22 protein-coding genes and 1 tRNA gene are annotated in these 25,434 nt (G+C 68.6%); 10 read left to right on the top strand and 13 right to left on the bottom strand.

Features of this window, described 5'->3' with window-relative positions; translation table 11 throughout:
- Nucleotides 1-130: 130 nt before the first annotated feature.
- Both WDZ97_RS16775 and WDZ97_RS16770 read right to left on the bottom strand, forming a co-directional pair.
- Nucleotides 131-1,342: a glycoside hydrolase family 2 TIM barrel-domain containing protein gene (locus WDZ97_RS16775; RefSeq protein ID WP_425763495.1), complete on the bottom strand. Its 1,212-nt coding sequence runs from the start codon at nucleotides 1,340-1,342 to the stop codon at nucleotides 131-133.
- 78 nt (nucleotides 1,343-1,420) lie between these two features.
- Nucleotides 1,421-2,155 carry a trypsin-like peptidase domain-containing protein gene (locus WDZ97_RS16770; protein ID WP_425763494.1) on the bottom strand — a complete coding sequence of 245 codons (735 nt, stop codon included), beginning with the start codon at nucleotides 2,153-2,155 and terminating at the stop codon, nucleotides 1,421-1,423.
- Nucleotides 2,156-2,442: 287 nt separating this feature from the next.
- On the opposite strand from WDZ97_RS16770, the gene infA reads away from it, so the two are divergent.
- A complete protein-coding gene (gene infA, locus WDZ97_RS16765; RefSeq protein WP_020163009.1) occupies nucleotides 2,443-2,703 on the top strand; it encodes a translation initiation factor IF-1 in 261 nt (86 codons plus the stop codon).
- A gap of 15 nt (nucleotides 2,704-2,718) precedes the next feature.
- Here infA and dksA read toward each other — a convergent pair whose 3' ends face one another.
- Nucleotides 2,719-3,147 carry an RNA polymerase-binding protein DksA gene (dksA, locus tag WDZ97_RS16760; RefSeq protein WP_425763493.1) on the bottom strand — a complete coding sequence of 143 codons (429 nt, stop codon included), beginning with the start codon at nucleotides 3,145-3,147 and terminating at the stop codon, nucleotides 2,719-2,721.
- A 229-nt stretch (nucleotides 3,148-3,376) separates the two neighbouring features.
- Here dksA and WDZ97_RS16755 point away from each other — a divergent pair, with 229 nt between their 5' ends.
- The 4 genes from WDZ97_RS16755 to WDZ97_RS16740 all read left to right on the top strand — a co-directional run bounded on the left by WDZ97_RS16755 (nucleotide 3,377) and on the right by WDZ97_RS16740 (nucleotide 8,616).
- Nucleotides 3,377-4,498, top strand: coding sequence for a metallophosphoesterase family protein (locus tag WDZ97_RS16755; protein ID WP_425763492.1), 1,122 nt, complete (start codon nucleotides 3,377-3,379; stop codon nucleotides 4,496-4,498).
- Complete coding sequence (locus WDZ97_RS16750; RefSeq protein WP_425763491.1) at nucleotides 4,495-7,134, top strand: AAA family ATPase; 2,640 nt, start codon at nucleotides 4,495-4,497, stop codon at nucleotides 7,132-7,134. Before WDZ97_RS16755 ends, WDZ97_RS16750 begins: the two co-directional genes overlap by 4 nt.
- A gap of 85 nt (nucleotides 7,135-7,219) precedes the next feature.
- Nucleotides 7,220-8,179, top strand: a complete 960-nt coding sequence (locus WDZ97_RS16745; protein ID WP_425763490.1) for a YcjF family protein — start codon at nucleotides 7,220-7,222, stop codon at nucleotides 8,177-8,179.
- Between the two features lie 107 nt (nucleotides 8,180-8,286).
- Nucleotides 8,287-8,616 carry a zinc ribbon domain-containing protein YjdM gene (locus tag WDZ97_RS16740; RefSeq protein WP_425763489.1) on the top strand — a complete coding sequence of 110 codons (330 nt, stop codon included), beginning with the start codon at nucleotides 8,287-8,289 and terminating at the stop codon, nucleotides 8,614-8,616.
- Nucleotides 8,617-8,673: 57 nt separating this feature from the next.
- Here WDZ97_RS16740 and WDZ97_RS16735 read toward each other — a convergent pair whose 3' ends face one another.
- The 4 genes from WDZ97_RS16735 to WDZ97_RS16720 form a co-directional block, all read right to left on the bottom strand.
- On the bottom strand, nucleotides 8,674-9,579 hold the full coding sequence (locus WDZ97_RS16735) for a hypothetical protein (RefSeq protein ID WP_425763488.1): 906 nt from the start codon (nucleotides 9,577-9,579) through the stop codon (nucleotides 8,674-8,676).
- Nucleotides 9,580-9,751: 172 nt separating this feature from the next.
- Nucleotides 9,752-10,504 carry a hypothetical protein gene (locus WDZ97_RS16730; protein ID WP_425763487.1) on the bottom strand — a complete coding sequence of 251 codons (753 nt, stop codon included), beginning with the start codon at nucleotides 10,502-10,504 and terminating at the stop codon, nucleotides 9,752-9,754.
- 13 nt (nucleotides 10,505-10,517) lie between these two features.
- Nucleotides 10,518-11,369 (bottom strand): PEP-CTERM sorting domain-containing protein, encoded by an 852-nt coding sequence (locus WDZ97_RS16725; RefSeq protein ID WP_425763486.1) that lies wholly within the window; start codon nucleotides 11,367-11,369, stop codon nucleotides 10,518-10,520.
- A 35-nt stretch (nucleotides 11,370-11,404) separates the two neighbouring features.
- Nucleotides 11,405-13,084, bottom strand: a complete 1,680-nt coding sequence (locus WDZ97_RS16720; RefSeq protein WP_425763485.1) for an alkaline phosphatase D family protein — start codon at nucleotides 13,082-13,084, stop codon at nucleotides 11,405-11,407.
- Between the two features lie 194 nt (nucleotides 13,085-13,278).
- On the opposite strand from WDZ97_RS16720, the gene WDZ97_RS16715 reads away from it, so the two are divergent.
- Entirely contained in the window at nucleotides 13,279-14,565 is a 1,287-nt protein-coding gene (locus WDZ97_RS16715) for a diguanylate cyclase domain-containing protein (protein ID WP_425763484.1), read from the top strand.
- Between the two features lie 12 nt (nucleotides 14,566-14,577).
- Here WDZ97_RS16715 and WDZ97_RS16710 read toward each other — a convergent pair whose 3' ends face one another.
- On the bottom strand, nucleotides 14,578-16,299 hold the full coding sequence (locus tag WDZ97_RS16710; RefSeq protein ID WP_425763663.1) for an ABC transporter transmembrane domain-containing protein: 1,722 nt from the start codon (nucleotides 16,297-16,299) through the stop codon (nucleotides 14,578-14,580).
- Nucleotides 16,300-16,373: 74 nt separating this feature from the next.
- Here WDZ97_RS16710 and WDZ97_RS16705 point away from each other — a divergent pair.
- The 4 genes from WDZ97_RS16705 to WDZ97_RS16690 all read left to right on the top strand — a co-directional run bounded on the left by WDZ97_RS16705 (nucleotide 16,374) and on the right by WDZ97_RS16690 (nucleotide 19,648).
- Nucleotides 16,374-16,458, top strand: a tRNA-Leu gene (locus WDZ97_RS16705).
- 211 nt (nucleotides 16,459-16,669) lie between these two features.
- A complete protein-coding gene (locus tag WDZ97_RS16700; RefSeq protein WP_304010775.1) occupies nucleotides 16,670-17,404 on the top strand; it encodes a hypothetical protein in 735 nt (244 codons plus the stop codon).
- Nucleotides 17,405-17,421: 17 nt separating this feature from the next.
- On the top strand, nucleotides 17,422-18,429 hold the full coding sequence (locus WDZ97_RS16695) for a DUF6976 family protein (protein WP_304006432.1): 1,008 nt from the start codon (nucleotides 17,422-17,424) through the stop codon (nucleotides 18,427-18,429).
- 172 nt (nucleotides 18,430-18,601) lie between these two features.
- Complete coding sequence (locus WDZ97_RS16690; RefSeq protein ID WP_304006434.1) at nucleotides 18,602-19,648, top strand: NYN domain-containing protein; 1,047 nt, start codon at nucleotides 18,602-18,604, stop codon at nucleotides 19,646-19,648.
- Nucleotides 19,649-19,657: 9 nt separating this feature from the next.
- Here WDZ97_RS16690 and WDZ97_RS16685 read toward each other — a convergent pair whose 3' ends face one another.
- Genes WDZ97_RS16685 through WDZ97_RS16665 form a run of 5 tightly spaced genes read right to left on the bottom strand, consistent with a single transcriptional unit; the run spans nucleotide 19,658 to nucleotide 25,431 of the window.
- On the bottom strand, nucleotides 19,658-21,691 hold the full coding sequence (locus WDZ97_RS16685) for a site-specific recombinase (RefSeq protein ID WP_425763483.1): 2,034 nt from the start codon (nucleotides 21,689-21,691) through the stop codon (nucleotides 19,658-19,660).
- A gap of 57 nt (nucleotides 21,692-21,748) precedes the next feature.
- Nucleotides 21,749-22,435 (bottom strand): ABC transporter ATP-binding protein, encoded by a 687-nt coding sequence (locus WDZ97_RS16680; RefSeq protein ID WP_304006439.1) that lies wholly within the window; start codon nucleotides 22,433-22,435, stop codon nucleotides 21,749-21,751.
- 10 nt (nucleotides 22,436-22,445) lie between these two features.
- Nucleotides 22,446-23,669: an ABC transporter permease gene (locus tag WDZ97_RS16675; protein ID WP_304006441.1), complete on the bottom strand. Its 1,224-nt coding sequence runs from the start codon at nucleotides 23,667-23,669 to the stop codon at nucleotides 22,446-22,448.
- A gap of 2 nt (nucleotides 23,670-23,671) precedes the next feature.
- On the bottom strand, nucleotides 23,672-24,898 hold the full coding sequence (locus WDZ97_RS16670; RefSeq protein ID WP_425763482.1) for an efflux RND transporter periplasmic adaptor subunit: 1,227 nt from the start codon (nucleotides 24,896-24,898) through the stop codon (nucleotides 23,672-23,674).
- Between the two features lie 8 nt (nucleotides 24,899-24,906).
- The gene (locus tag WDZ97_RS16665; protein ID WP_425763481.1) at nucleotides 24,907-25,431 is read right to left on the bottom strand and encodes a TlpA disulfide reductase family protein; all 525 of its coding nucleotides are present in this window, start codon (nucleotides 25,429-25,431) and stop codon (nucleotides 24,907-24,909) included.
- Nucleotides 25,432-25,434: the final 3 nt, after the last annotated feature.

Here is a 25,434-nt window from a genome sequence, read left to right as displayed (position 1 = left end):
GCTTCGATGCAGGCCGCTGTCGGGGTCAGAAGACCCCTCCCACAGAACCCCGGCCTGGGCTCAGGTCAATGTCGGGATCAGAGGGCCCCTCCCAACGAATTCCACGGCCAGTCCTCCGCCAAACCCGTCCTTACCGCACCAGAAACGGCAGATTGGCGGTCGCCACCTTGCCGATCCGGTCTGTCACCGTAATGAACAGCCGGTAGGCGCCGGGCACGTCCGGGGCGACGAAGCGCACGCTGCGCGCGTCGGCATGCAGCAGGCGCACCGGGATGCGCGGCGGCACGGCCTCTTCGTCACCGCCGAGGCGCAGATCGGTCGCTTCGGCCCACACCGTCCATTCGGTCGTCAGCACCGAACCATCGGACGACTGCGCATCGACGCCCGCCGACACCTCGCCCCCCGCCCGGAACTCATCGGCCGCGATACCGATGCCGAGGATGCGCGGCGCCGCGGCCGTCGGCGGGCGTCCCCAGGCGACCGCCAGCGCGTCGGTCATCGCGGTCGGCCTGCCGACGTCGAGCAGGCTGTGCCAGGTGGCGGTCTGTTCCTGCTTCTCGCCCCACAGGAAGGGAAAGGCGGCGACGATCTGCGGCTGCCCGGCGACGAAAGCCAGCGCGTCGCGGAAGAAATCCGCCTTCTGCGTGCTGGTCAGCTCCACCGGCGCGCCCCAGGATTTGCGCCCGGCCTGCCACTGACCGAGCGGACCCAGCTCGGTCACCAGCACCGGCTTCGCGATGCCCAGCCGCTGCAGCCGGGCCGGCAGTTCGAAGATGGAACCGCCATACAGGTTCAGTCCCAGCATATCGACATCGGGGCAGCAGCCGGCAAGCGGCGCGAGCCAGGCGTCGCTGTTGTCGGCAACCACCATGACGGTCGGGTGCTTCGCGTCGAGCGCCTTCACCAGCGCGGCGACGCGGTTCACTTCGTTCCACAGCGGTCGCGGATCGCCGACGCCGGTCTCGATCTCGTTGCCGATCCCCCAGGCGAGCAGCGCCGGGTGCTCACGGTAGCGCCGCACGAAATCCGCGATCCGTGCGTCCTGGGCGGCGACGAGCCGAGCGTCGCGGTAGTTGAAGCCGTGCCGCGGATGACCGAGCCACAGCCCCATCACCACCTTCATGCCCATCGTCTGCGCTGCATCCAGCACCCAGGCGTCGCTCTCGCGATAGACGCGCACCACGCGCGCGCCGGCATCGGCCAGCTTCTGCAGCGCCACGCGGTCACCCTCGAAGGCAGCGCCCTGCCAGGCGGGGTCGGCGGCGCGGCTGGGCAGCGGCAGGCACAGCAGTGCGACGAGCGTGAGCAGGGTCAGTACACGGGAGGGTTCACGGAATGCCATATATATATGCACGACACCGCCTGCTGGCGGCCACGAAGCTGAGAGGCGCGTGGCCGTCCAGTGTTCCCGCCGATGCTCTCAGGCGGGCTGGGTCAGTGTCATCAGGATGTCCGCATACCAGGCGCAGTTCAGCCCCAGCGCCTCGTCCAGCTTGAGGTCGCGCGTGCCGACGTCGAGCCGTGCGGAGTGCACGCCGAGCAGCATCCACGGCAGGTCGCCCAGCGTGGCAGGGTCGTCGGGCACGCGCATCACCACCGGTGCGCCGCTGATGCCGCGGTGGGTGCGGGCGTCGGTCAGGAAGTAGCCTTCGCCCTGGAAGCGCAGACCGAAAGACGAGGCGATGCCGGCCTGACGCACCACCGGCATGTGGTGCAGCGTGTCGTGGAAGCCGAGCGGGAAACCGACCACCAGCAGCGAACTGCCGACTTCGATGCGGTCGAGGTCGGCCGACAGGTGAGCCGGCGTGAAGGCGCGCCAGACGGCGGTCGGCGGCAGCGCGGCGCGGTCCAGTTCGATCAGCGCGACGTCGATGGCACCGGCACGGTCGGCGCCCTGGCGCCACAGGCTCTTGCCGTTGCGATAGAGCGGGATCGAGAAGCCGGTGGAGCGCGCCATGTTGGCGGCGTCGATGTGCAGTTCGATTTCGATGCGGTCGGGAAAGTGACGACTCGGCTGATCGACCAGCACGTGGCGACTGGTGACCAGGTAGAGTCGCCCGTCGCGTTCGAAGAAGAAGCCGCTGGCGTTGGTGAGCGCGCGTGCGCCATCGAACGTGCAGATGCGCGCGGCGACGAGCAGAATGGGTTCTATCATCGGATTCGGCGGCATGAAACGGCCCTCATTGTGATCGCCTTCCGCAGATATACCGACAGAAAGCCCGTTTTCGGTGCATAGTGTCGGCCGGCGCCGCACGGTTTTCACCGATTCCGGCCGCGTCGTCACTGCAGTTTTCCGGTTTCCTTCTCGCGCAGACCCCGTCGTCGGCGACCCGAATCCAGTCGCATCCCAAAGCGATCCCGCAGTCAGTCCTGCTGACGTTCCACGGCCCGCGCGCCTGCGGCCCGGCGTCCACTTTTCACGCCCACCCCGGGAGAGCCGCAATGGCCAAGGAAGAACTGATCGACATGAACGGCGTAGTGACGGAAGTCCTGCCCGATTCGCGCTACCGCGTCACGCTGGAGAACGGCCACATGGTGGTCGCCTACACCTGCGGCAAGATGCGCAAGCACCACATCCGCATCATCGCCGGCGACAAGGTGTCGCTGGAAATGTCGCCCTACGACTTCAGCAAGGGGCGCATCACTTTCCGTCACATCGAAGGCCGTGGCGCAGCGTCCGCACCGGTACGCCGCACGCATTGAGTCCCTGCTGCGCGGTCAGCGTCCGCGCATCTTGCGGCGCTTTTCGTGCAGTTCCTGCGCCTCGACCGACATCGTTGCGGTCGGCCGCGCCAGCAGCCGGGCGAGCCCGATCGGCTCACCGGTGAATTCGCACCAGCCATAACTGCCGTCGTCGATGCGCGCCAGCGCCTCGTCTATCGTGTGCAGGTGCTTGCGTTCGCGATCGCGAACGCGCAATTCCAGGGAATGATCCTCCTCCAGCGACGCGCGGTCCGACGGGTCGGGCGTGCGCTCGAACTCGTGCAGGTGCTGCGTCGTTTCGTGCGCAGACTGCAGCAGCGCGTCGCGCTCGGCGAGCAATCGCTGCCGGAAGAAGGCGAGTTGCTCCGGCGACATGTACTCCGACGGCGGGGATGCGAGCAGGCGGGCTTCGACGTCCGCCTCGGCAAGGAGGGTAGCGCTCATGGTACGGGCCTTCCGGGTGAGCGGTGGATGGGCGCACGCAGCGGTGCGTGCCCGCCGGCCGCCGCAGGAATCGGCGATCCGGTGCGCTAAAGATACACGTCCCGGATGACGGCGGTGCGCACAACTTTTCCCGCTGCCGAAGAATACCGCCCGCCCGCGCCCGGCAGCGATTGACAGGGCCGGCGTCGCCGACGCAAGGTATGCGCCCCGCGATGCCCCGCCCACACCTGTGCTCAGACTTCTCCACACCGCCGACTGGCAGATCGGCCGACAGTACGGACAATTCGACGCCGACGAGGCGGCGCTGCTGGCCGAAGCCCGCATCACAGCGGTTGAGCGGCTGGCGGCGCTGGCGACCGAGCAGCGCGTCGATCTGGTGCTGGTCGCCGGCGACGTGTTCGACGCCCAGGGCATCGCCGACAAGACGGTGCTGCGGCTGTTCAACGCGACGCGCGCGCATGCCGGCCCGTGGGTCATGATTCCGGGCAATCACGACGCCGCGCTCAGCGAGTCGGTGTGGACGCGCGCGCAGCGGCTCAACGCGGTGCCCGACAACGTGCACCTGTGCCTGCGCCCCGAGCCGCTGCAGTTCGACGGGCTGAACGCCGTCGTGCTGCCGGCACCGCTGACCCAGCGCCACACCTACAACGACCTGACCGACTGGTTCGCCGCTGCCGAAACGCCGGCCGCTGCGTTCCGCATTGGCATCGCGCACGGGGCGGTGCAGGGCCTGCTGGCCGAAGGCATCGATTCGGCCAACCCGATTGCCGCTGACCGCGCCGTCCAGGCGCGGCTGGACTATCTCGCGCTCGGCGACTGGCACGGCTGCCGTCAGGTCGATGCGCGCTGCTGGTACAGCGGCACGCCGGAAACCGACCGCTTCCGCAACAACGATTCCGGCCGCGCGCTCATCGTCGACATCGATGCGCCGGGCGCGGTGCCGCGGGTAACGCCGGTGGATACCGGCCGCTACCGCTGGCGCAGCGAGACCGCGACGCTGCAGGTGGCGAGCGACGTCGATGCGCTGTGTGCGCTGCTCGGCGCGCTCGCAGCGGACGACGTGCTGCAGCTCGACATCGATGGCCGCACCGACCTCGACGGCCTGAAGCGCATCGGCGATGCGATCACGCAGGCGCGCGGCCGCGCGCGTGCCGTGCTGGCCGAGCTCGACCGCGTGCGCATCGAACCGACCGCCGACGACCTCGAACAACTGGCCGCCGAAGGCTATCTGGGCGAGGTGATCGCTGATCTGCGCGCCGCGCAGGACAGCGCCGACGGCGACACCGCGCGCGACGCGCTGGTGCTGCTGGCCGGCCTGCTCGATGCACGCCGCGCGGGAGTGGTGCGATGAAGATCAGCCGCCTGCGCGTCGACCAGTTCCGTCGCTTCCGCCAGCCCTTCGAACTGCGCGACCTCGACCCCGGCCTCAATCTGTTCGTCGGCCCCAACGAAGCCGGCAAGAGCACGCTGGTCGCCGCGCTGCGCGCCGCCTTCTTCGAGCGCCACCGCTCCGGCACGGTCGAGCATCTCCGTCCCTGGGGCGATGCCAGTGCCGCGCCCGAAGTCGAACTGGATTTCGAACTCAACGGCACGCCCTGCCGCCTGAGCAAGCGCTTCCTCGGCAAGAAGCGCTGCACGCTGCAGTTCGGCACGCGAACCTACGACGGCGCCGAAGCCGAGGACTTCATCGCCGAACAGCTCGGCTTCGCCTTCGCCGCCAAAGGGTCGAGCAAGGCCGAGCACTGGGGCATCCCCGGCCTGCTGTGGATGGAACAGGGCAGCGCGCAGGACATCCGCGCCGCCGTCACGCACGCCACCGATCACCTGCGCACCGCGCTGAACGCCTCGCTCGGCGAGATCGCCGGCGGCGACGGCGACGACGTGACGAACGAGGTGGAGCGGCTGCGCAACGAATTGCTGACGCCGTCCTCCGATCGTCCGCGCGGCGCCTATGCCGAAGCGCTGCAGGCAGAGCAGTCGCTGCGCGAGGCGCTGGCGAAAGTGGACGACGATCTGCTCGCCTTCCGCCAGAAGGTGGACCGGCTGGCACAACTGCGCCGCGAGCACGACGCCGACGCCGCACAGCGGCCATGGGAGGACCTGCGCGCGCGGGCTGCCGCTGCAGCAGCCGCACTGCGCGAAGCGCAGTCGCTGCAGGAACGTCTGCACGTCGAGAAGCGCTCGGCGCAATCACTGCAGGAACGCGCCGATCTGTTGCGTCAGCAGCTCGACCGCTGGGCGGCCGAGGCGAGCGACGCGCAGTCGCGTGCCGAGGCCGTGACAACCGCGCAGCGCGCGCTCGACGACGCACTCGCGCTCGCCACGCCCTGGCAGCAGCGCGAACGCGATGCGCAGACGCAACACGACGCGGCCCGCCGTACGCTGGCGCTGACGCGCGCACGCGACAACCGGCGCGCGCTGGTGCGCGATCTGGACGAACTCCGCCACAAGGGCGAAACGCTGGCCGCCACGCTGGCGCAGGCCGAAGCCGAACAGGCGCGCCAGCTCGCCCTGCAGGCCGAAGTGGCGGCCTGCGAAATCAGGGCCGGCGATCTGAACGCACTGCGCGATCAGGCGCGGCAGCTGCGCGAACTGGACATCCGGCGCACGGCGATCGCCACCCGGCTGCGCTTCGCACTCGAAGCCGGACGCGAACTGCGCATCGGCGACGCCGTGCTCAGCGGCGACGGCGAGCGCCTGCTGCTCGACGCCACCACGCTGACGCTGCCCGGCTACGGCCGGCTGCGCATCGAACCGGGCGGCGGCGACCTCGCCGCGCTGGCGCGCGAAGCGGCCGAACTGCAGGACCGCCACGCCAGTGCGCTGGCCCGGCTCGGCCTCGCCTCGCTCGACGCCGCCGAGGCGCGCCAGCAGCAGCACGCGCACAAGCTGTCCGACCTGAAGGCGGCGCAGGCGACGCTGAAAGCGCTGGCGCCACAGGGCGTCGATGCGCTGCGCGCCGAAGGCGCCGCGCTCGCCGGCCGTGCGGCCGAACTGAGGCAGCGACTGACGGCGCAGGCGGAAGAAGGCGACGACGCGCTGCCGCCGGTCGCCGAAGCAGAGGCGGCCGAAGACACCGCGCGTCGCGCGCTGGCCGAGGCAACGCGTCGCCTGGCCGACGCGCGCAATGGCTGCACGGCGGCGCAGGCAGCGCTGGAAGCCGCGCAACGCGAGCTGACCGCAGCCCGCGCCCGGCTCGACGACCCGGCGCGCGCGCAACAACTGGCCGACACCCGCGTCGCGCTGACCGACGCACTGGCGCAGCAGGAAGCGGCCGCGCTGCGCATCGACGAACTCGCGCGCCAGCTCGACGCCGCCCGCCCGCAGGCACTGGCGCAGGACGTCGAGCGCTACACGCGCAGCGCCGAGCAGATCGAGCGCAGCTTCGCGCAGCGGCGCGACGCGCTCACCGTGCTCGAAGTCGAACTGCAGGCGGCCGGCGCGCAGGGCCTGGACGAACGCCGCGCCGGGCTGGCGCGCGACCACGCCGCCGCCGAGCGCCGCGCCGGCCAGCTGGCACGCCGTGCCCGCGCACTCGACCTGCTGCTGCGCAAGTTGCGCGACAAGCGGCACGCGCTGACCCAGCGGCTGCAGGCGCCGCTGCAGGCGCATCTGAACCACTATCTCGGTCTGCTCTTCCCGGGTGCGCGCATCGCCCTCGACGACAGCCTGAGCCCCGGCCCGCTGACGCGCGACAGCGCCGCCGGCAGCGAAAGCGGCGAGGTCGACGAACTGAGCTTCGGCGCGCGCGAACAGATGGGCGTGATCGCCCGCCTCGCCTATGCCGATCTGCTGAAGGCGGCCGGCAAGCCGACGCTCATCATCCTCGACGACGCGCTGGTGCACAGCGACGACGCACGCCTGGAGCGCATGAAGCGCGTGCTGTTCGACGCCGCGCGGCGCCACCAGGTATTGCTGTTCACCTGTCATCCGGACAAGTGGCGCGACATGGGCGTGCCGGTGCGCACACTGGAGACCGCTTTGTAAGCGGGGTTTGCCTCACGGGCAGACGGCGGAACTGCATGCGCGGCGCCGGATCGGAGCAGCATTGCCGCCAACCGACGGAGTGCCGATGAATCCCGACAACGCCCTGCTCACCATTGCCCTATTCGCCGCCTTCGCCGACGGTGTCAAGGACGACCGCGAGCGCGAACACGTGCGCCGCTTTGCCGAATCGCTCGGCGCGCAGGCGCCCGACCTGCCGCGCCTCTACCAGGACGTGCTGCTCAAGCGCGTCACGCTGCGCGACGCGACCTCGGCGCTGGGCGATCTCGGCCAGCGCCAGTTCGCCTACGAAATGGCACTGTGCATCTGCGACGCCGACGGTCGCCAGTGCGACACCGAACGCACCTTCCTCGCCGACCTGAAGCGCCAGCTCTGCCTCGACGGCGACGCCCAGGTGGCCGACGCCGAAAGCAAGGCGGACGCGCTGGCCAATCTCGACGAGTACGCACCTGCCGCGGTCACCGCACCCGCAGCCGTCACCGCATCTGTCGCGGCCGCGCAGCCGGCGCCATCAGACGCCGAACTCGACAAGACCATCCTGAACTACGCCATCCTGAATGGCGCGCTTGAACTGCTGCCGCAGACCTGGGCATCGGTCGCCATCATTCCGCTGCAGATCAAGATGGTCTATCGCATCGGCCGCGCGCACGGCTACGAACTCGACCAGGGCCACATCAAGGAATTCCTCGCCACGGTCGGCGTCGGCCTCACCTCGCAATACCTGGAGCAGCTCGGCCGCAAGCTGCTGGGCGGCTTGCTTGGCAAGATGGCCGGCAAGACGGTCGGTGGTCTCGGCCGCGCCGCCACCGGCATGGCCTTCTCGTTCGCCAGCACCTACGCGCTCGGTCACATCGCCAAACGCTATTACGCCGGCGGCCGGCAGATGAGCGCAGCGGCGCTGCAACAGGGCTTCCAGCAGATGCTTGAACCGGCGAAGAAGCTGCAGGCGGACTACCTGCCGCAGATGCGCCAGCGCGCATCCGGCCTGGACGCCGGGCAGATCATGGCGATGGTGCGCGGCGGCTGAGCGTGACCGGTCGGTTTGCGCTGGCGCAACGGGCCTGACGCAACGGCAGTGCACAATGGCGGTCCCCGCGGTCCGCGGGCGATAAACCGATCATGAATGGGTAGGCCGTGAGTTCACTTCCGAAATGTCCGCAGTGCAGTTCCGAATACACCTACGAGGACGGCAGCATGTACGTCTGTCCGGAATGCGCGCACGAGTGGCCGCAGCAGGCCGCCGATCAGGCGCGCGTCGTGAAGGACGCCTACGGCAACGTGCTGACCGACGGCGACAGCGTCACGCTGATCAAGGACCTGAAGGTGAAGGGCTCGTCGTCGGTGCTGAAGGTGGGCACCAAGGTGAAGTCCATCCGCCTGGTCGAAGGCGACCACGACATCGACTGCCGCATCGACGGCTTCGGTGCGATGCAGCTGAAGTCGGAGTTCGTGAAGAAGGCCTGATACGGTCGGCACTCAGCGTGGCGCGCCGTGCTCAAGACCGCAGCCCGATGACGCGTTTCAACGACGGCGCCGAGCGACGAGCAGCCCGAGTCCAGTAAGCCAAAGAAGCGCTTGCTGCGGTTCGGGGACCGGCGTCACGCTGACGTTGTCGATGAAACCTAGCATGGAGTACTCGACGCGCCCCGCGGTCGCGGTCGCGGCGACCCAGTCGGCTGCGAGCAGGTAATCGGCGTGGCTGGCGAAATCTGCTTCATCAAGCGATATCTGGGCGGTCGCGCCCCACGTCAGCCCGACGAGACTGGTGCCGATGAACGCACTGCTGTCGATGGCCGTCGGCCAGTTCGGGCCGTCGAAGGCCGCTCCAGATTCGTCACGCAGCAGCACGCCGAAATTCCAGAACTGAAGCGCACTGTAGTGCAGCGTAACGGTAAGGCTCTCAAGCTGTGGCGCGTTCTCGTACCACTCCAGCACGGGCGCCAGATCAATGCGAACGTCGGTCGGGGCGTCGAAAGCGAAATCCAGGGCGGGAACGGGAGAGTAACCGGGGCTCAAGGCGCTCAGCGTATCTCCACCCACTTCCGGCGCACCGTCCGTGAGCACGACCTCGAGATTGTTGCTGCTTGCCTGGACGAGCTGTCCGTTGCGCAGCAGATCGATGGCGAGCTGTCCGCTGTAGCGTGCGAATCCCTCACCGATCTCGACAGGGGAAAGCGCTGTGTCGTGGCCTACCCTACCCGCCAATGTAGTGTTCTCCGCGAGAAACGCATCGAACAGGCTGGGGAGCGGCTGGTTGAACGCGCGGTACAGCGCGTTGCCCGCGTTGTCGGTCACTACGGCCATCAACCCTTGATTCGCGGGATGGAAGGCCGTGAAGCTCAAGGACTGGGTGGCGGCCACTACCGGCGCGGTCAATACGGAAGCCGCCACGGCGGCGCTGGCTATCAGGGCTGTGCGGAAGCTCATCGGCTGGCGAAATCGTAATGAATGACGGGTGGGCAGTTAGCAAGAAGCGCGCCCTTCTCCGCAGGCCTTTGACACGAAAGGCAATGCGGATAGGGTGGAGCCGGATTGACCAACGCGGTGTAAGAACTTCCGACACCCTTCGGTCTGAAAGCACGTCGACAGGTCTCCAGGCTCAGAAGCGCTCCACCTCGACCTTCACGTCGTCGATCGCCAGACCGTGATCGAAGCTGTAGTGGTTGCGCACCGCCCAGCGCAGCCACAGGCGGCCGCCGGCCGTCCATGCCGGCGTGATGATGCCGCCGAGCGCCTGTTTCGCCAGCGGGTCGCGGCCGAAGACCGGTGCACCGCTCGGCGTCACGATCAGCGGCGACGGCGATTCGAAGTCGAAGCCGGCGCCCGGGCGCACCCAGTCGACATGGCCGAATTCTTCGCCGACGCCGTACTCGAACACCAGCAAGTTCAGGTCGTCGCTGGCGCCCTGCCGCCACTGCTGACCTTCGAACGCGACGCGCACCCCGTCGATGGTGCGAGCACCCGCGTTGCGGAAGGACACGGCGATGTAGCCCGCGAGCTGACCGGAGGCAGGCGTGCCGAAGTAGCTGCCTCCGGTGCCGACCGCGCCGAGCGCGCGGTTGGAGTCGCCTTCGAGGCCGTAGCTGTAGAAGCTGCCGCCGGCATCGTCACCGGTGTCGCCGCGGTATGTCGGCGTCACCAGCGGCTGTTCGACGAAGTTGAGCAGGCGCCAGCCGGGCAGCGTGTCGTTGTCGCGCCAGTCGAAGGCGCGGCTGGTGGCGCCCAGCGTGTCGAAGTCCTGCACGTAGACGAAGCGCCCGGTGGCGTCCGGCGCCACCGCGATGTCGGCCGCGGCCGGCAGCGCAGCGGCGCCGAGTGCGGCGGCGAGCAGACAAGCGCGTATCGAAATCATCGCCACCGTCCGCTCAGGCGCGCTTGCGGCGTGCGGCTGCGCCGACGATGCCGAGGCCGGCGGCCAGCAGCGCGATCGAGGCCGGTTCCGGCACCGCCGGGATGGCGACGCTCAGCGACACGTTGTCGATGGCCAGACCGTGGTCGAAGCCGGCGCTGTTGTAGTCGATCCAGGTGATCCACAGCGTCTGGCCGGCTTCCCATTCGAGCGCGATATCGCCGCCGCGCAGCACGGCATTGGCGTTGCCGTCAGTGGCGAAACCGGCGGTCGAGGCGGCGTTGGTCACCGTCGAGTTGTACTTGAACGCGCTGCCCGGATTGATCCAGGTGCCCACGCTGGCAAAGCTGTCGCCGAAGCCGTAGCGGAAGTCCAGCGTGTCGCTGCCTTGATTGGATTCGCCGACGCGCCATTGCTCGGCGTCCCAGAACACGCTGACACCTTCAATGGTGGCGCCGCTGTCGTTGCGGAAGGCGGCCGCGGCATAGCCGGACAGCGCGCTGGAGGCCGGCGAACCCCAGTAGGCGCCGCCGGAGCCGAGTGCGCCGAGCGCGCGGTCGCTGTCGCCGTTCTGGCCGTAGCTGTAGAAGTAGCCGCCGGCGTCGCTGCCGTTACCGGCGCGGTAGAAGGTCTTGGCGACCTTGGCCGAGTCGAACAGCGACCAGCCGCCGATGGTGGCGTCATTGCTCCACGCGACGTTGCTGCTGCCGTTGGCGGAGGCCAGCGTGTCGAAGTCCTGGAAGTACTCGAAGCTGTCGAACAGGCCGGAAGCGTCGCGTTCGAGCGTGACGCTGATGGCGGCCTGGGCCGGGACGGCGAGAGCGGCGAAGGCAACGGCGAGAGCGGTGGCGAGGGTGCGGTGGATCATGGTGAGGTTCTCCGTAAGGTGCGGTGGGTTCGGATTCAGGCGAGCGGCAACAGCGCGCGCTGGGCGCTGCCGGGCAGCGTGCGTACGGTGGCGCCTTCGCTGAGCGTGTACTGGCGGGACTTGACGGTGCTGACGAAGTACCAGGTGGAGCGGCACTCATCGCGCGTGGCGGTCAGCACCATGAAGCCGCGGTGACCGGTTTCGGCGTACTTGAGGTCGGGAATGTTGTCGACCATCCATTGCGCAACGACCTCGGGCGCGTCGGTGCGGCGGCTGACTTCCATGCCGGGCGAGGACACGCCGGGTGTGGCGAACTCGACGCCGATGCGGTTGCCGGCGGCGTCGACCAGGTCACTCGCCCAGGCGTTGTGCGTGTCGCCTGCGACCACGACCAGGTTCTTGTCGAGCCGGCGCGCAGCGGCGTAGACCGCCTCGCGCGCCGCTTCATAGCCGCCCCAGGCGTCGGTGCTGCGCGGGATCGACGGCTGGCCGAGGATGTAGCGCTCGGCACGGGTGAGCGCGTCGGGCTGCGTCGCCGCCTTGTCGTTCAGTGCCATCCAGTTGGAGATCGAGATCTGGTCCAGCGCGATGGCAGCCGGAATTTCGGCGCGCGCCATCAGCACCTGCTGGCCAAGTACCTGCCAGGTCGCGGTCGAGTCGGCCATCTGCTGTTCCAGCCACGCCTGTTGCACGCTGCCCAGCATCTGCCGGCTGTCGGCGCCGATCGCCGCGCGCAATGCGTCGGCATCGATGCCGTCGGGACCGACGAAATCGCCGAAGGCGAGCTGTTCGGTGCGCGCCAGCAGGCGGGTTTCCAGCATGTGCAGCGACAGCAGATCGCCGAAGTCGAAGGAGCGGTAAATGCGGCGCAGGTCGGCGGTGTCGGGCGTACGCACCGGCAGCCACTCGTGATAGGCCTTCAGCGCCGCCGCGCGGCGGTCGGCGTAGGGCCCTTCGGTGGCCGGCGTGTGATTGGCGGCGCCCGACACGAAGGTGTTGTTGCACACCTCGTGATCGTCCCAGACCGCGATCAGCGGCACCGCGGCGGTCAGTGCCTGCAGGCCGGGGTCACCGCGGTACAGCGCGTGACGGGTGCGGTAGTCGGCCAGCGTGATGCATTCGCCCGCCGGCAGCACTTCGCGGCCGAGCGCTGCGGCGTCGTCGGTGGCATAGCCGCCGCGGCCGTATTCGTAGATGTAGTCGCCAAGATGCAGCGCCGCGTGCAGGTCGTCCATGCGCGCCGCTTCGGCGTAGGCGTGGAAGTAGCCGGCCGGGAAGTTTGAGCACGAGAACACCGCAAGCTTGACCTGGTCGACCGCGCCCTCGGGCAAGGTGCGCGTGCGGCCGACCGGCGAGCGCTGGCTGCCGTAGGTGAAGCGGTAGTGGTAGCGGGTGTCCGGGCGCAGGCCGTCGACGTCGATCTTGACCGTGAAGTCGCGCGTCGCATTGGTGCGGAACAGGCCGCTGCGCACGACACGGCTGAACGCGGCATCGGTTGCCACTTCCCAGAACACGCGCGGCTGGGCGTCGCCCGGCGCGGTGATGCGAGTCCACAGGATGACGCGTCGGGCCAGCGGATCGCCGCTGGCGATGCCGTGAACGAAGGGCGCGGCGGCGGCCTGCGCAGTCGAGCTGGAAAGAAGGGCCGGCGCGGCAAGCGCAGCGGCGCCGAGGGTGCCGATGAACTTGCGGCGGCTGGTCGGGGACGTGGTCATGTACGGTCGGCGCAATACGGAAATGCGAAGGCCGCACAGTGTTGTTTGCCGACATTACAGGCCGCATCTGCGCGACGCCGCCGCTCGTGGTCCGTTCAGACTATCGGCGGCGACGGCGCACATCGTTCACCCGGTTTGCGCAAATTGACCGAAAATCGTGCGCCGCATTGGCCGCCCGCGGTATTTTCCCGGTCATGGACAGACGACGCACCGCCCCACTCGAAGCCGTAATGGACCTCCTGCTCGACGCCGTATGCGTCGTGGACGAGTTCGGGCACTTCGTATTTGTCAGCGCAGCCTTCGAGCGCATCTTCGGCTACAGCTGCGACGAGGTGATCGGCCGCCGGATGATCGACCTGGTGCTGCCGGAAGACCGCGAACGCACGCTGCGCGCAGCGGCCGAAATCATGTCGGGCGACCCCAAGCTCAGCTTCGAGAACCGCTATGTGCGCAAGGACGGCGCCATCGTGCACATCCTGTGGTCGGCGCGCTGGTCGGAAAGCGAACGGCTGCGCGTGGCGATCGCGCACGACATCACCGCACGCCGGCGTGCCGGCGACATGCAGGCGGCGATGTACGCAATGTCCGAGGCGGCGCACGTGGCGACCGACCTGTTCGACCTGCTGGCACGCGCGCATCGCATCGTCGCCGACCTGCTGCCGGCCGAGCGCATGATGGTGGGCGTGCGCAACGAGATCGACGGCGCACTCAACATCGCCTACGCAGCCGACGCGCGCGGCGATCCGGTCGACGGCCTGCCGTCGCGCTGTATCGATTTCTGTGCCGACGTGGTGGCGCGCGGCGAAACCCGACTGATGGCCGGCGAACGCGGCGAAACCTGGCTCGGTGCGCCGCTGGTATCGGCCGACGGCTGCCTCGGCGCGCTGGCGTTGAAGCGCGCCCCCGGTGCTCCGGTGTTCACCGAGCGCGACCGCGAACTGCTTAACTTCGTCGCCACCCAGATCGCCACCGCGCTGGAGCGCATGCAACTGCAGACGCGCCTGCGCCGCATGGCGCAGTACGACGGTCTGACCGGCCTGCCTAACCGCGCGCTGCTGCACGACCGCATCGAAACGGGGATCGCCGCGGCGCGGCGCGCCAAGGGCCGGCTGGCCCTGCTCTATCTCGACCTCGACCGCTTCAAGGAAGTGAACGACACGCTGGGCCACGCCGCCGGCGACGTGCTGTTGCACGATGTCGCACAGCGCCTGCGCCACTGCGTGCGCGACGCCGACACGGTGGCGCGCATTGGCGGCGACGAGTTCGTCGTGCTGCTGGCCGACGTGCGCCGCATGGAGGACGCCGAGACGGTGGCCGACAAGATCCGCGATGTACTGGCCAGACCGGTGACGATGGACGGCCACGAACTCACGGTCGGCGCCAGCATCGGCATCGCCCGCTGGCCGGAGAACGGCGACAGCGCGAAGGATCTGCTGCTGATCGCCGACGCCGCGATGTACGCCGCCAAGCGGCGGCGCTGAACGCTGGCGCGCTCAAGCGCCGTCGTCGATGAACTGCAACCGCGCCAGTTGTGCGTACAGGCCATTGCGCGCCAGCAGTTCGGCGTGCGTGCCGGATTCGATCGCGTGACCGTGGTCGAGCACGATGATGCGGTCGGCGCGCTGTACGGTGGCCAGGCGGTGCGCCACCACCAGCGTGGTGCGGCTGGCCATCAGCGGTGCCAGCGCAGCCTGCACCATGCGCTCGCTTTCGGCATCGAGCGCCGAGGTGGCTTCGTCCAGCAGCAGGATGGGGCGGTCGGCCAAGATGGCGCGGGCGATCGCGATGCGCTGGCGCTGGCCGCCGGACAGCCGCACGCCGCGTTCGCCGAGCGGGCTGTCATAGCCGCCCGGAAGCTGGCGGATGAAGGCGTCGGCAAAGGCGGCCTCGCAGGCGGTGCGCACTTCATCGTCGCTCGCGTCCGGCCGCGCGTAGCGCACGTTGTCGGCCACGCTGGCGGCGAAGATGACGGCTTCCTGCGGCACCAGTGCGATGCGCGCGCGCACGGCGGCCGGGTCGGCCTGCGCCAGCGGCACGCCGTCGATCTCGACGCTGCCGGCCTGCGGATCGTAGAAGCGCAGCAGCAGCTGGAACAGCGTGGATTTGCCGGCGCCCGAGGGGCCGACCAGCGCCACCGTCTCGCCGGCGCGTACCGTCAGGTCGAAGCGGTCCAGCGCCGGAATGTCCGGCCGGCTCGGGTAGCAGAAGCGCACGCCGCGGAAGGCGATGTCGCCGCGCGCTGGCTGCGGCAGCGGCAGCGGGTCGGCCGGCGCCGCGATGTCCGGCTGCGTATCGAGCAGTTCGATCAGGCGCTCGGTGGCGCCGGCGGCGCGCTGCAGTTCGCCCCACACCTCGGACAGCGCGCCGACCGAACTGGCGACGATGGCGGCGTAGAACACGAAGGCCGACAGTTCGCCGGCGCTGAGCCGCCCGGCCAGCACGTCATGACCGCCCACCCACAGGATCAGGGCGACCGAGCCGAACACCAGCAGGATGACCATGACGATCATCACCGCCGTGTGGCGGTAGCGGCGCACGCCGGTGTCGAAGCTGCGCTCGACCAGCGCCGCGAAATGCGTGCGGTCGGCCGCCTCGTGACCGCAGGCCTGCACGATGCGGATGGCGTGCACGCTCTCGTCAACATGGGTGCCGAGGTCGGCCACCCGCGCCTGTCGCTCGCGCGACAGCCCGCGCACGCGGCGGCCGAAAATGACGATGGGCGCCACCACCACCGGCACGCCGGCCAGCACCAGCAGCGTCAGCCGGCCGCTGGTCAGCCCCAGCATGATCAGGCCGCCGGCCAGCATCAGCGTGTTGCGCAGTGCGATCGACAGCGTCGATCCGACCACGTTCTCGATCTGCGCGGTGTCGTTGGTCAGTCTGGAAATGACTTCGCCAGTACGCCCGGCCTCGAAGAAGGAGGGCGGCAGGGTCAGCAGGTGGGCATACACCTGGGTGCGCAGATCGGCCGCCACCCGTTCGCCCAGCCAGGACACGTTGTAGAAGCGCAGCCAGGTGGCGCCGGCCAGCAGCACGACCAGCCCCAGCGTGCCGGCCAGCGCGCGGTCCAGCCACTGCGGGTCGCCGGCGGCGAAACCCTGGTCGATCACGCTGCGCAAGCCCTGACCCAGCGCCAGCGCCGAACTGGCGGCCAGCACCAGACCGAGCGCCGCCAGCGCCAGACGGCCGCGGTGCGGCTTCACCAGTTCCCACATCACGTGCCGGGCACGACGTAAATCACTCACGCAGAATCATCCTTTTTGTTGTATATTCGCGCCCCTACCCAAGTGCGCGGGTGGCGAAATTGGTAGACGCGCTGTCTTGAGGGGGCAGTGCCGCAAGGCGTGAGAGTTCGAGTCTCTCTCCGCGCACCACACCTTCAGCACCTTCCGGTGCTCATCCCGAACCGTCCGGATCGGGAGAATCCCATGTCATTGAACCTGCCGCAGCTTACCGTGCTGCAGTGCGCTGCTGGCTGTCCGCGCGCTTTGTTACTATGCGCGTCGCAATTCCGAGCCAATCAACCCAAATCAAGACTTCCTGACAACGAGCGGGAGGCGGACGAGGTCGGAGAAGGAGACAGCGATGGCGTTGGACAAGGTCCTGCTGGGACGCTTGCTGCAGTTGAACGAACCGTGGACGGTACGCGATTTCCGTTTCGATCCGGGTGCCCGCCGCATCGATGCATGGATAGGCCTCGAAGTTCAGCGCGGCTGGTTCGGCCTGGCGCGCAAGCAGGAGCCGGAGGCGGCAGAGCGCGTCTGGCGTCACATCGATCTGGCCGGCTGGCGCTGTCATCTGCGCGTGCTGGCGCCACCCAACGCCGATCTGAGCTCGCTGCCGTGGGCCGGCCCGGCCGACATGCCTTTCTCGCAGGCGCTGTCAAAACAGGTGTTCGCACTGTTCAACGAAGGTGTTTCGCTGAACGGCATCTGCGCCATCACCGGCATTCCGCTGCAGGAACTGTGGAAATTCAAGTTCGCGCTCGACCAGGGCAAGGCGGCGATCGCCGAACCGTCGAAGGCATCCGCCGCGGCCCCCCTGCAGCCCGCCGCTGATCCCGGTGCGCCGCCCGCCGCGGCGTCCGACGACGATATTCCCGACGTGGCCGATCCGGTCTGGCTGCAGCTGATCGAAGGCCAGCGCGACATCGACATCCGGGCGCTCAGCCTGAAACTGCTGATGACCCGCCTGCGCAGCCAGATGGAGGTGATCACCGACGACGAGGTGCGGATGCTCAAGCTGCGCGAGCTGCACCGCTACTTCGTCAAGAACGCCCGCATGCTGGGCCACGAACTGGCGCAACTGCGCACGCACTGATTCCCGGACAGACTTACATGACGACTCAGAACACGTCCGCCGTGAGCGGACGCATGATGGGGCTGTCCGAAGCGACGGCCCTGATCCGCGGCGGTGGTCACTTCAGCGTCGCCGGCGACGAAGCGCTGCTGCGCCAGCTGCCGCGCGGCCACTGGATAGGCGGCACTATTCCCTACTTCATGGGCCAGGACGGCGGCGTCACCACGCGCGACCAGCTCTATGTCGCGCAGGTGCCGGTGATCAACGGCCTGCCGATGATCCGCTTCTACGACCAGATCAGCCTCGAACGCGTCTGCGCCGACGCGCCGGAGAACGGTTTTTCCATCATCGTGATGCCGGCGTTCTCGGCCGTGCATTCGCTGTTCGCACGCAACGCGCCCGGCTACGAGGACATGTACCTGAAGCCGCTGGTCGGCTGGATTTCCGGCATTCACCTGTCGGATCTCGGCCGCGCCAGCCCGCTGGTGGTCAATGGCGAAACGCTGGAATTCGACGGCGAACGCGCGCTGGTGATGCACGTGCCGCTGCCCGAGAGCAAGTACGCGCAGATCGACATCATCAACCTGTTCACCCAGGGCGAAGGCGACCGCATCCGCTTTCCGGCCAAGGGTTTCAGCGCGACCGAATGCCTGATCAACGGGCAGCCCGGCAACTTCGCGCAGTACGTCAGTTCGCGCGCGATCGACACCAAGCTACCGCTGGTGGCCGACTACAGCGGTGCGATGATCAACGTGAGCATCAAGTCGGTCGATGCCGGCAAGGGCACGGTCGATTTCTACGCGCCGGTATTCGATGACATCGAATACCGCTTCGCGGCGCCGGTGCCGGATTACGTCAGCGCCTTTCACACCGCGTTGCCGGGGCAGACCGGCCCGATAGGCTTCAGCTGCAACTGCGTGCTGAACTACCTGTACAGCGAGCTCGAAGGCAAGCGCGTGCCGGCCATGCTGGGCCCGATGACCTTCGGCGAAGTGGCTTACCAGCTGCTGAACCAGACGCTGGTGTATCTGACCATCGAGGGCTGAGCGCGTTCTTGTGGGAGCGGCCTTGGCCGCGACCCGGCCGCTGCACTAAGCAGGCTTCGATCAAGGCTGCAGTCGGGATCAGAAGACCCCTCCCACAGAACCTCGCCCACGCGCGACGGCCGGGTGCCGATTGGCGTAGCATGCCGCTTTCCCGTCCAGCATCGCATCCCGCATGAACGACTCCTCTTCCCAGCCGCGTCGCCTCGCGCTCGTCATCGACGCCGACAACGCGCAGCCTTCGCTGATCCAGCCCGTCCTGCTCGCCGCCGCATCGCGTGGCCGCGTCACCGTGCGCCGCATCTACGGCGACTGGACCTCGCCCAACATGACCAGCTGGAAGGCGCACCTGCTCGATCACTCGATCCGGCCGATCCAGCAGTTCCGCATCGTCGGCGGCAAGAACGCGACCGACAGCGCGATGATCATCGACGCGATGGACCTGCTGCACTCCGGCCTGGTCGATGGCTTCTGCATCGTGTCCAGCGATTCCGACTTCACTTCGCTGGCACGTCGCATCCAGGAGAGCGGCCTGTTCGTGATGGGCGTCGGCCGCCGCACGACGCCCGTCGCCTTCCAGCGCGCCTGCGAGGAGTTCGTGTTCACCGACGACATGCGCGCGTCGCCCCCCGCTTCGGCGCAGAAGAAGAAACCGGCGGCATCCTCCGGCGCCGCCGCTGCGCGCCCCGAACCGACACCGCGCAGACCGCGCAACGCGCAACCTGACGCGCAGATCCTCGAACTGCTGTCGCAGGGCATCCGGTCGGCCACCGACGAGGACAGCGGCTGGGCCGGCATCGGCCGCGTCGGCCAGATCGTGCGCCAGTACGAACCCGGCTTCAGTCACAAGGACTACGGCCACGCCAGCCTGTCCGGCCTTCTGGAAAGCCATCCGGAACTGTTCCGCCTGCGCAAGGGCGACAACGGTCAGGCGCAGGTGCAGCTGATCGAGCGAGCGGCTGACAAGCAGCTCGAACTGCTGCCGGAACCGGCTGCGGACAGCGCCGCGGAGACCAGCGGCGAGGCGCCGGCCAAGTCGCGCCGCAGCCGCCCGCAACGCAAGGCCAAGCCGGCCGCCGAGGCGGTGACGCCCGCGCCGGCCGAAACGCCCGCCACGGCCGTGCAAGCGGCGGTCGAACCAACCGAGGTCAAGCCCGCCAAGCCGCGCGCACCGCGCCGCAGCCGGACCCGCAAGCCGGAAGGCGAAGCGCCGCAGTCCTGAGCGCCGGTCTCAGCCGCGCGCTTCGTCGGCGGCGGTCGAGTCCTGCCGCTGCGGCCAGAAGAAGTCGCGCGGCCGGGTCAGGAAGCGGCGGGCGAGCTTGACCGACAGCCCGCGCGTGTCTTCCGGCTCGATGCCGCGCGAGCGCAGCGCCACCTTCATCGCAAGGCTGAAGCTGACGATGAGGTTGGTCAGGCCGATCAGCATCACGCCGAGCGCACCGACCGCGATGGTGTGCCAGTCGAGATCGAAGCCGAGCGCGTGCGTGCCGTAGGCGAGGTTGGCCGACGCGAAGGCGACGTGGCGGATGTCCAGCGGCAGGCCCAGCAACTGCCCGATGATGGGTGTGCTGCCCAGCATGCAGCCGAACAGGAAATTCCCCATCAGCGCGCCGAGGTTGTGTTCGACATAGTTGGCCAGCCGGTTCAGTCGCGCTTCGCCCAGCAGCGCCCGCAGCCATTTCACGCGGCGCAGCCGCTCCGGCACCCGGTGATACAGCGACTGGTTGTCGTAGTAACCCGAAATGAGACCGCTGAGGAACAGGAAGACGCCGGCGATCGCCGCGTGCGGAATGGCCATGCTGAGCAGCGGATGCAGGTCGTGCAGCAGGTGCGCGCCCTTGACCGGATCGACCGGGTGCCAGTCGAGGAAGGTACCGCCGACCATCGCAATCGACATCGCAGTCAGGAAGCCGATCAACACATTGCCGGCGATCGATATCCACTGCGTGCGGCTGACCTGCGCGGCCAGATCCGCCAGCACGCCAAGGCGCGCGTCGCGGTTCTGCTTGCCGTCGAGCGCGGCGGCCAGCGTGGCGGCGGTCATCGCTGGCTGCTTGGTGGCAACGGTCAGGTGCAGGATGTGGATCAGCACGAAACCCAGCCCGTAGTCGAGGCTGTGCACGACGGCCTCCCACACCGGCGGCAGACCGAGTTTGCCGGTCACGATCTTGATCAGCGCCATGCAGCCGATGATCAGGCCGGCACCGGCGGCGGCGCGGAACATGCCGAAGAACTCGCCGCGACTTTCGGTCACGTAGTGCTCGCCCGACTTGCTCGCCTGTTCGGTCACGCGCCGCGCCAGCAGTTCGGTGGTGCCGGAGAACAGGTCGCGCACGCTGTTGCGGCGGGTTTCCTGGCGCACCAGACAGAGGAAGAAATCGATCGCGCGGGCGCGCAGGGTCGGCGCATCGACGGCAGGATCGGGCAACACCAGCATGCGCAGCAGGCGCAGCCGGCCGGTGATCTGCTCGATGCGCGCCAGCACGAACACCAGGTTCACGCCGACGCCCGCCTCGCGCGAACGGCGCCGGATGGTGTCGACATAGCTCACGCACTGTTCGAGCAGCACTTCGAGGTGGCCGTCGTGCGGCAGCACCTCGTCGCTGTCGGTATGACGGGCGATGAAAGCGCGTACCTCGTCGCTCTGCGCGAGGAAGGGCGACTCGTGCCGCGCCAGTGCCGGCAGATAGCGCAGCAACGCCGGCTCCATGCCGAGCGCCGCCAGCCGGTGCGAAGCCATGCGCATCGCTTCGAACAGCTCGTGCCGGATCTGGCGACGCGCCGGTGCAAAAGCATCGCCGGTCACCTGCAGCAGATCGAGCAGCGCCTGCCAGTCCTCGCGCGGAATGGCGCTCATCCATTCGCCGTCGCCGGCGTCGTCGAACACCTCGCTGAACAGGTCGCGCAGGAAGTCGGCATCGACCGCCGGCGGCAGCATGCGGCCGAGCAGCCGACTGCTCAGACCGCTGAAGAAGCCCTGGTTGGCGAGCACCCCGGATTCGGCATACAGCGTGCGGTGCATGCGCGCGGCAAGCACCGCGTTCAGATGGGCCGACAGCGCGCCGGCCAGTTCCGCGCGCGCGCCGAGCAGGCGCAGCAGCGCGCGGAAACGCGACTCGGCAACCTCGACGCCGTCGCGTCGTCCGGGGCGCATCAGTGTGATCAAACGGGCGAGCCGCTCGCCGGTGGTGTCGGTGGTGTTGCGCGCCACCTCTTCGAGCAGCGCAGTCAGTTCGGCGACGTAGGCAGTGCTGTGTGTCGTCATGATCGAAGCGGAATAGCGGAATGTGGATCGGGGTCGGCGCGCCGCCCCGCGCGGCGTTCAGTCGCCGCGGGCGATGCGGCCATCGACCAGTTCGATGCGGCGGTCGCAGCGCGCCGCCAGACGCGGGTCGTGCGTCACGATGAGGCAGGCGCTGCCGCGTTCGCGATTGAATTCGCGCAGCAGCGCAAAAATATCATCCGCCGTGTGAGTGTCCAGATTTCCGGTGGGTTCATCGGCCAGTATCAGCCGCGGCGACAGCGACAGTGCGCGCGCGATCGCCACCCGCTGCTGCTGACCGCCAGACATCTGATTGGCCTTCTTGTGCTCGTGGCCCTTCAGACCGACGCGATCCAGCAGATCGAAGGCCACCGCCTCCGCCTGCGCGGTGGCGACACCGTGCTCGATGATGGACGGCATCATGACATTTTCCAGCGCGCTGAAGGCCGGCAGCAGATGATGGAACTGGAATACGAAGCCGATATGACGGCCACGGAGCACGGTCAGCGCCTGTTCGGACAGGCCGCGCGTCTCGGTCCCGGCAATCGCCAGCTCGCCCGAGGTCGGTCGTTCGAGCAGACCGATCAGGTTGAGCAGCGTGCTCTTGCCGGAGCCGCTGGGGCCGATCAGCGCGCAGAACTCGCCCTCGGCCAGTTCGAAGTCGAGCCCGTGCAGCACTTCCGTTTCTACCGGCGTGCCGATGCCGTAGGACTTGCGCAGGCCCCGCAGCGATACGATGGCGTTCATGCGCCGCGCCTCATGCACGAATCGCCTGCACCGGGTCCATCTTGGCCGCGCGCCGCGCCGGAATCAGCGCCGCCAGCACGCCGACCACCAGCGCGATCAGCGCCGCCGACAGCGCGATACCGGTGTCCAGCTGCGGCTGGAACAGCGGCGCGCCGTCGCCGGTGCGATAGACGCTGGAGAAGAACTGCAGCAGACCCCAGGCGAGCGCGACACCGGACAGCGCGCCGACGAAACCGACCAGCCCGCCCTGCAGCAGAAAGATGCCCATTACGCGGTTCGAACTGGTGCCCATCGCGCGCAGGATGCCGATCTCCTTCTGCTTCTGCACCACGCTCACCACCAGCACGCTCGAAATGCCGAGCGCCACGATGACGATGACGAAGCCGCGGATCAGGTTGTTCGATACCGTCTGGTTGCGCAGCGCGGCCAGCAGCTGGGAATTGGTGGTCATCCAGCTTTCGACCGTCAGGCCGCTGCCGGCCTGCAGCCGCTCGCTCACCTCCTGCGCATCGAAGATGTCGGCCACCGTGATGTCGATGTTCGACACACCACCCGGCAGGTCGAGCAGCGACTGCGCCAGCTTCATCGTCGTAAACACCCAGCGCCGATTCAGGTCCTTGTTGCCGATGTCGAACAGGCCGGTGATCTGCAGCAGTTCGTCGCGCCCGCCAGCGGCGCGCAGGAACATCTTGTCGCCCACCGTGACGCCGAGATCCTTCGCCAGTTCGATACCGATGATGGCGTTCGTGCCGTCGACCTGGAAGGCGCCGCGCGTCATGTAGGTGTCCATCTTGACGATGCGGCGATAGCGGTCGGGCTCGACGCCGACCAGCGCGACCGACTTGCTGGCGCGACCGCGCAGCGCGAAAGCGGGGCCGCTCACCACCGGCGACACCGCAACCACGCGCGGCTGTGCTTCGGCCAGCTTCACCATCGCTTCCCACTGGTCGATCGAACGCAGGCGCTGCGCGCGCGGCTCGATCAGCACGGAGCTGGCAGGGTCGGTCGAGGCGCGCAGGTTCACTTCCTCGAGCGGCCGCATCACGACGTGCGCCTGACTGCCCAGCACGCGGTCGATGATGGTGGCCTGCAGCTGCGATATCAGCTGCGACAGGAACACGATGACCGCGACGCCGCCGGTCACGCCAAGCAGGATGAGCGCGGTCTGCATGCGCCCCTCGCGCAGGAAGCGCAGCGCGACCAGGAACTCGAACGGAAGCTTGGGCCGCGCCATCGTCAGCGACCGAGATTGGGCGTCGGGCCCGGTGCGCCGCGCGCCGGCTTGATGCGGATGCGGTCGCCATCGAGCGCGCCGCCGGCCGGCATGATGGCGACCTCACCCTCGGCCAGTCCGTCGGTGATCTCGACGCGGCCGACGCCGCGCAGACCGACTTTCACCGGCACCTTCGCCGCTGCGCCGTCGCGCGCGACCAGTACCCAGGGCGCAGCGCTGTCGACCTCGCGCACCGCCTCCAGCGGCAGCGACAGCGCCTGCTCCTTGCGACCGATCACCACCTCGACCGATACCGTCATGTCCGGCCGCAGGAAGGCCGGCGGTTCGGGCACGCGCAGCCGAACCTCGACCGTGCCGCGCTGGGCGTCGATGGCGGGCGACAGGTAGTAGACAACGGCGTCAAAAGGCTGACCGGGGAAGGCGTCCGCCACCGCCTGAGCGCGGGCGTCGAGCCGCAGGTAGCGCAGGTTCTTCTCGTCCAGCGTCGCGTAGATGCGCGTTTCGCCGTTTTCGGCCAGCGTCAGCAGCGCGCGGCCGGCCTGGGCGACGTCGCCCGGCTCCGCGTCGCGCGCAATCACCAGCGCATCGACCGGCGCGCGCAGCGTCAGCAGGTCGCGTCGTGCCTGCGCCGATTCGAGCGCAGCCTGTGCCTGCGCCAGCCGCGCCTGGGCGCTGACACGTTCGGCACCGCGTGGCGTGTTGGCGTCGCGCTGCGCCTGCGCGGTGCGCAGCTGGGCGCGCGCGTTGTCCAGCTGGCGCGCCGCCTCGTCCAGTTTCGACGGCGAGAAGAACTGCTGCGCCACCAGCGCCTCGGCGCGCTGGTACTCGGCCTCGGCCACGCGCAGATTCGCCTCGGCCTGCTTCACCGCCTGTTCGGCCACCGGCAGGCCGACCGCGTCGAGCTGGGTGAAACGCGCCTGCGCTTCGGCAATCTGCGAGCGCGCCTGTTCGACCGCCGCGTCGGCGTCGCTCGCGCGCAGCCGCACCAGCAGCTCGCCCGCCTTGACCGCCGCGCCCTCGCGCACGGTCACCTCGTCGATGATGGCAGTGATCTGCGTGCCCAGTTCGATGCGCGACGGTGTGGCGATGCGGCCGGTGGCGACCACGCTCTGGGTCAGCGGCGAACGCTCGACCTTGACGACATCGACGGCGATGCCGCGCGGCCAGAACAGCCATGCGACGAGCACCGCTGCGGCGAGCAGCAGTGCGATCAGGTGACGGGTTTTCATTGAAGGGGTCAGGAAGCGGGCGGGAGCAGTGTGTCGATCAGCGCGTCGAGCTGTCTGTGATCCGGGTTACCGATGATGCGTTTGACGATGCGGCCATCGCGATCGACGAGGAAGCTGGTCGGCGTCGCACGGATGCCGCCGAAGCCGCGATCAAGGGCCCCGACCGGGTCGAAGCCTACGCGAAACGGCAGCTTTTCGCGTTGCGCGAAGTCCTGCACATGGCTCGGCGCGTCGTAGGACATGGCGACCGCCACCACCTCGAAACCGCGCGCCGCGTGGCGGCGGTGCGTGTCCGCCAGACCCGGCATGCCCTTGATGCAGGGGCCGCAGGAGGTGGACCAGAAATTCACCAGACGCACTTTTCCGTCGGCGTTACCTAGGTCGATCCGGCCACCGTCCAGCAGCGCGACCTGAAGTGCCGGCACCTGCTCCGGATGACCGGTGCCGCGCAGCAGCCATACCAGTGCAATCAGCGCCAGCAACACTAACGGTGATACCCATTTGCGATCCATAATCTTCATTCGTTCAAACACAGA

Origin of the sequence: Methyloversatilis sp. MC4-4, assembly GCF_049843555.1 — a bacterium.
Taxonomy (GTDB): Bacteria; Pseudomonadota; Gammaproteobacteria; order Burkholderiales; family Rhodocyclaceae; genus Methyloversatilis; species Methyloversatilis discipulorum_B.
This window is presented reverse-complemented; position numbering and strand designations above follow the sequence as displayed.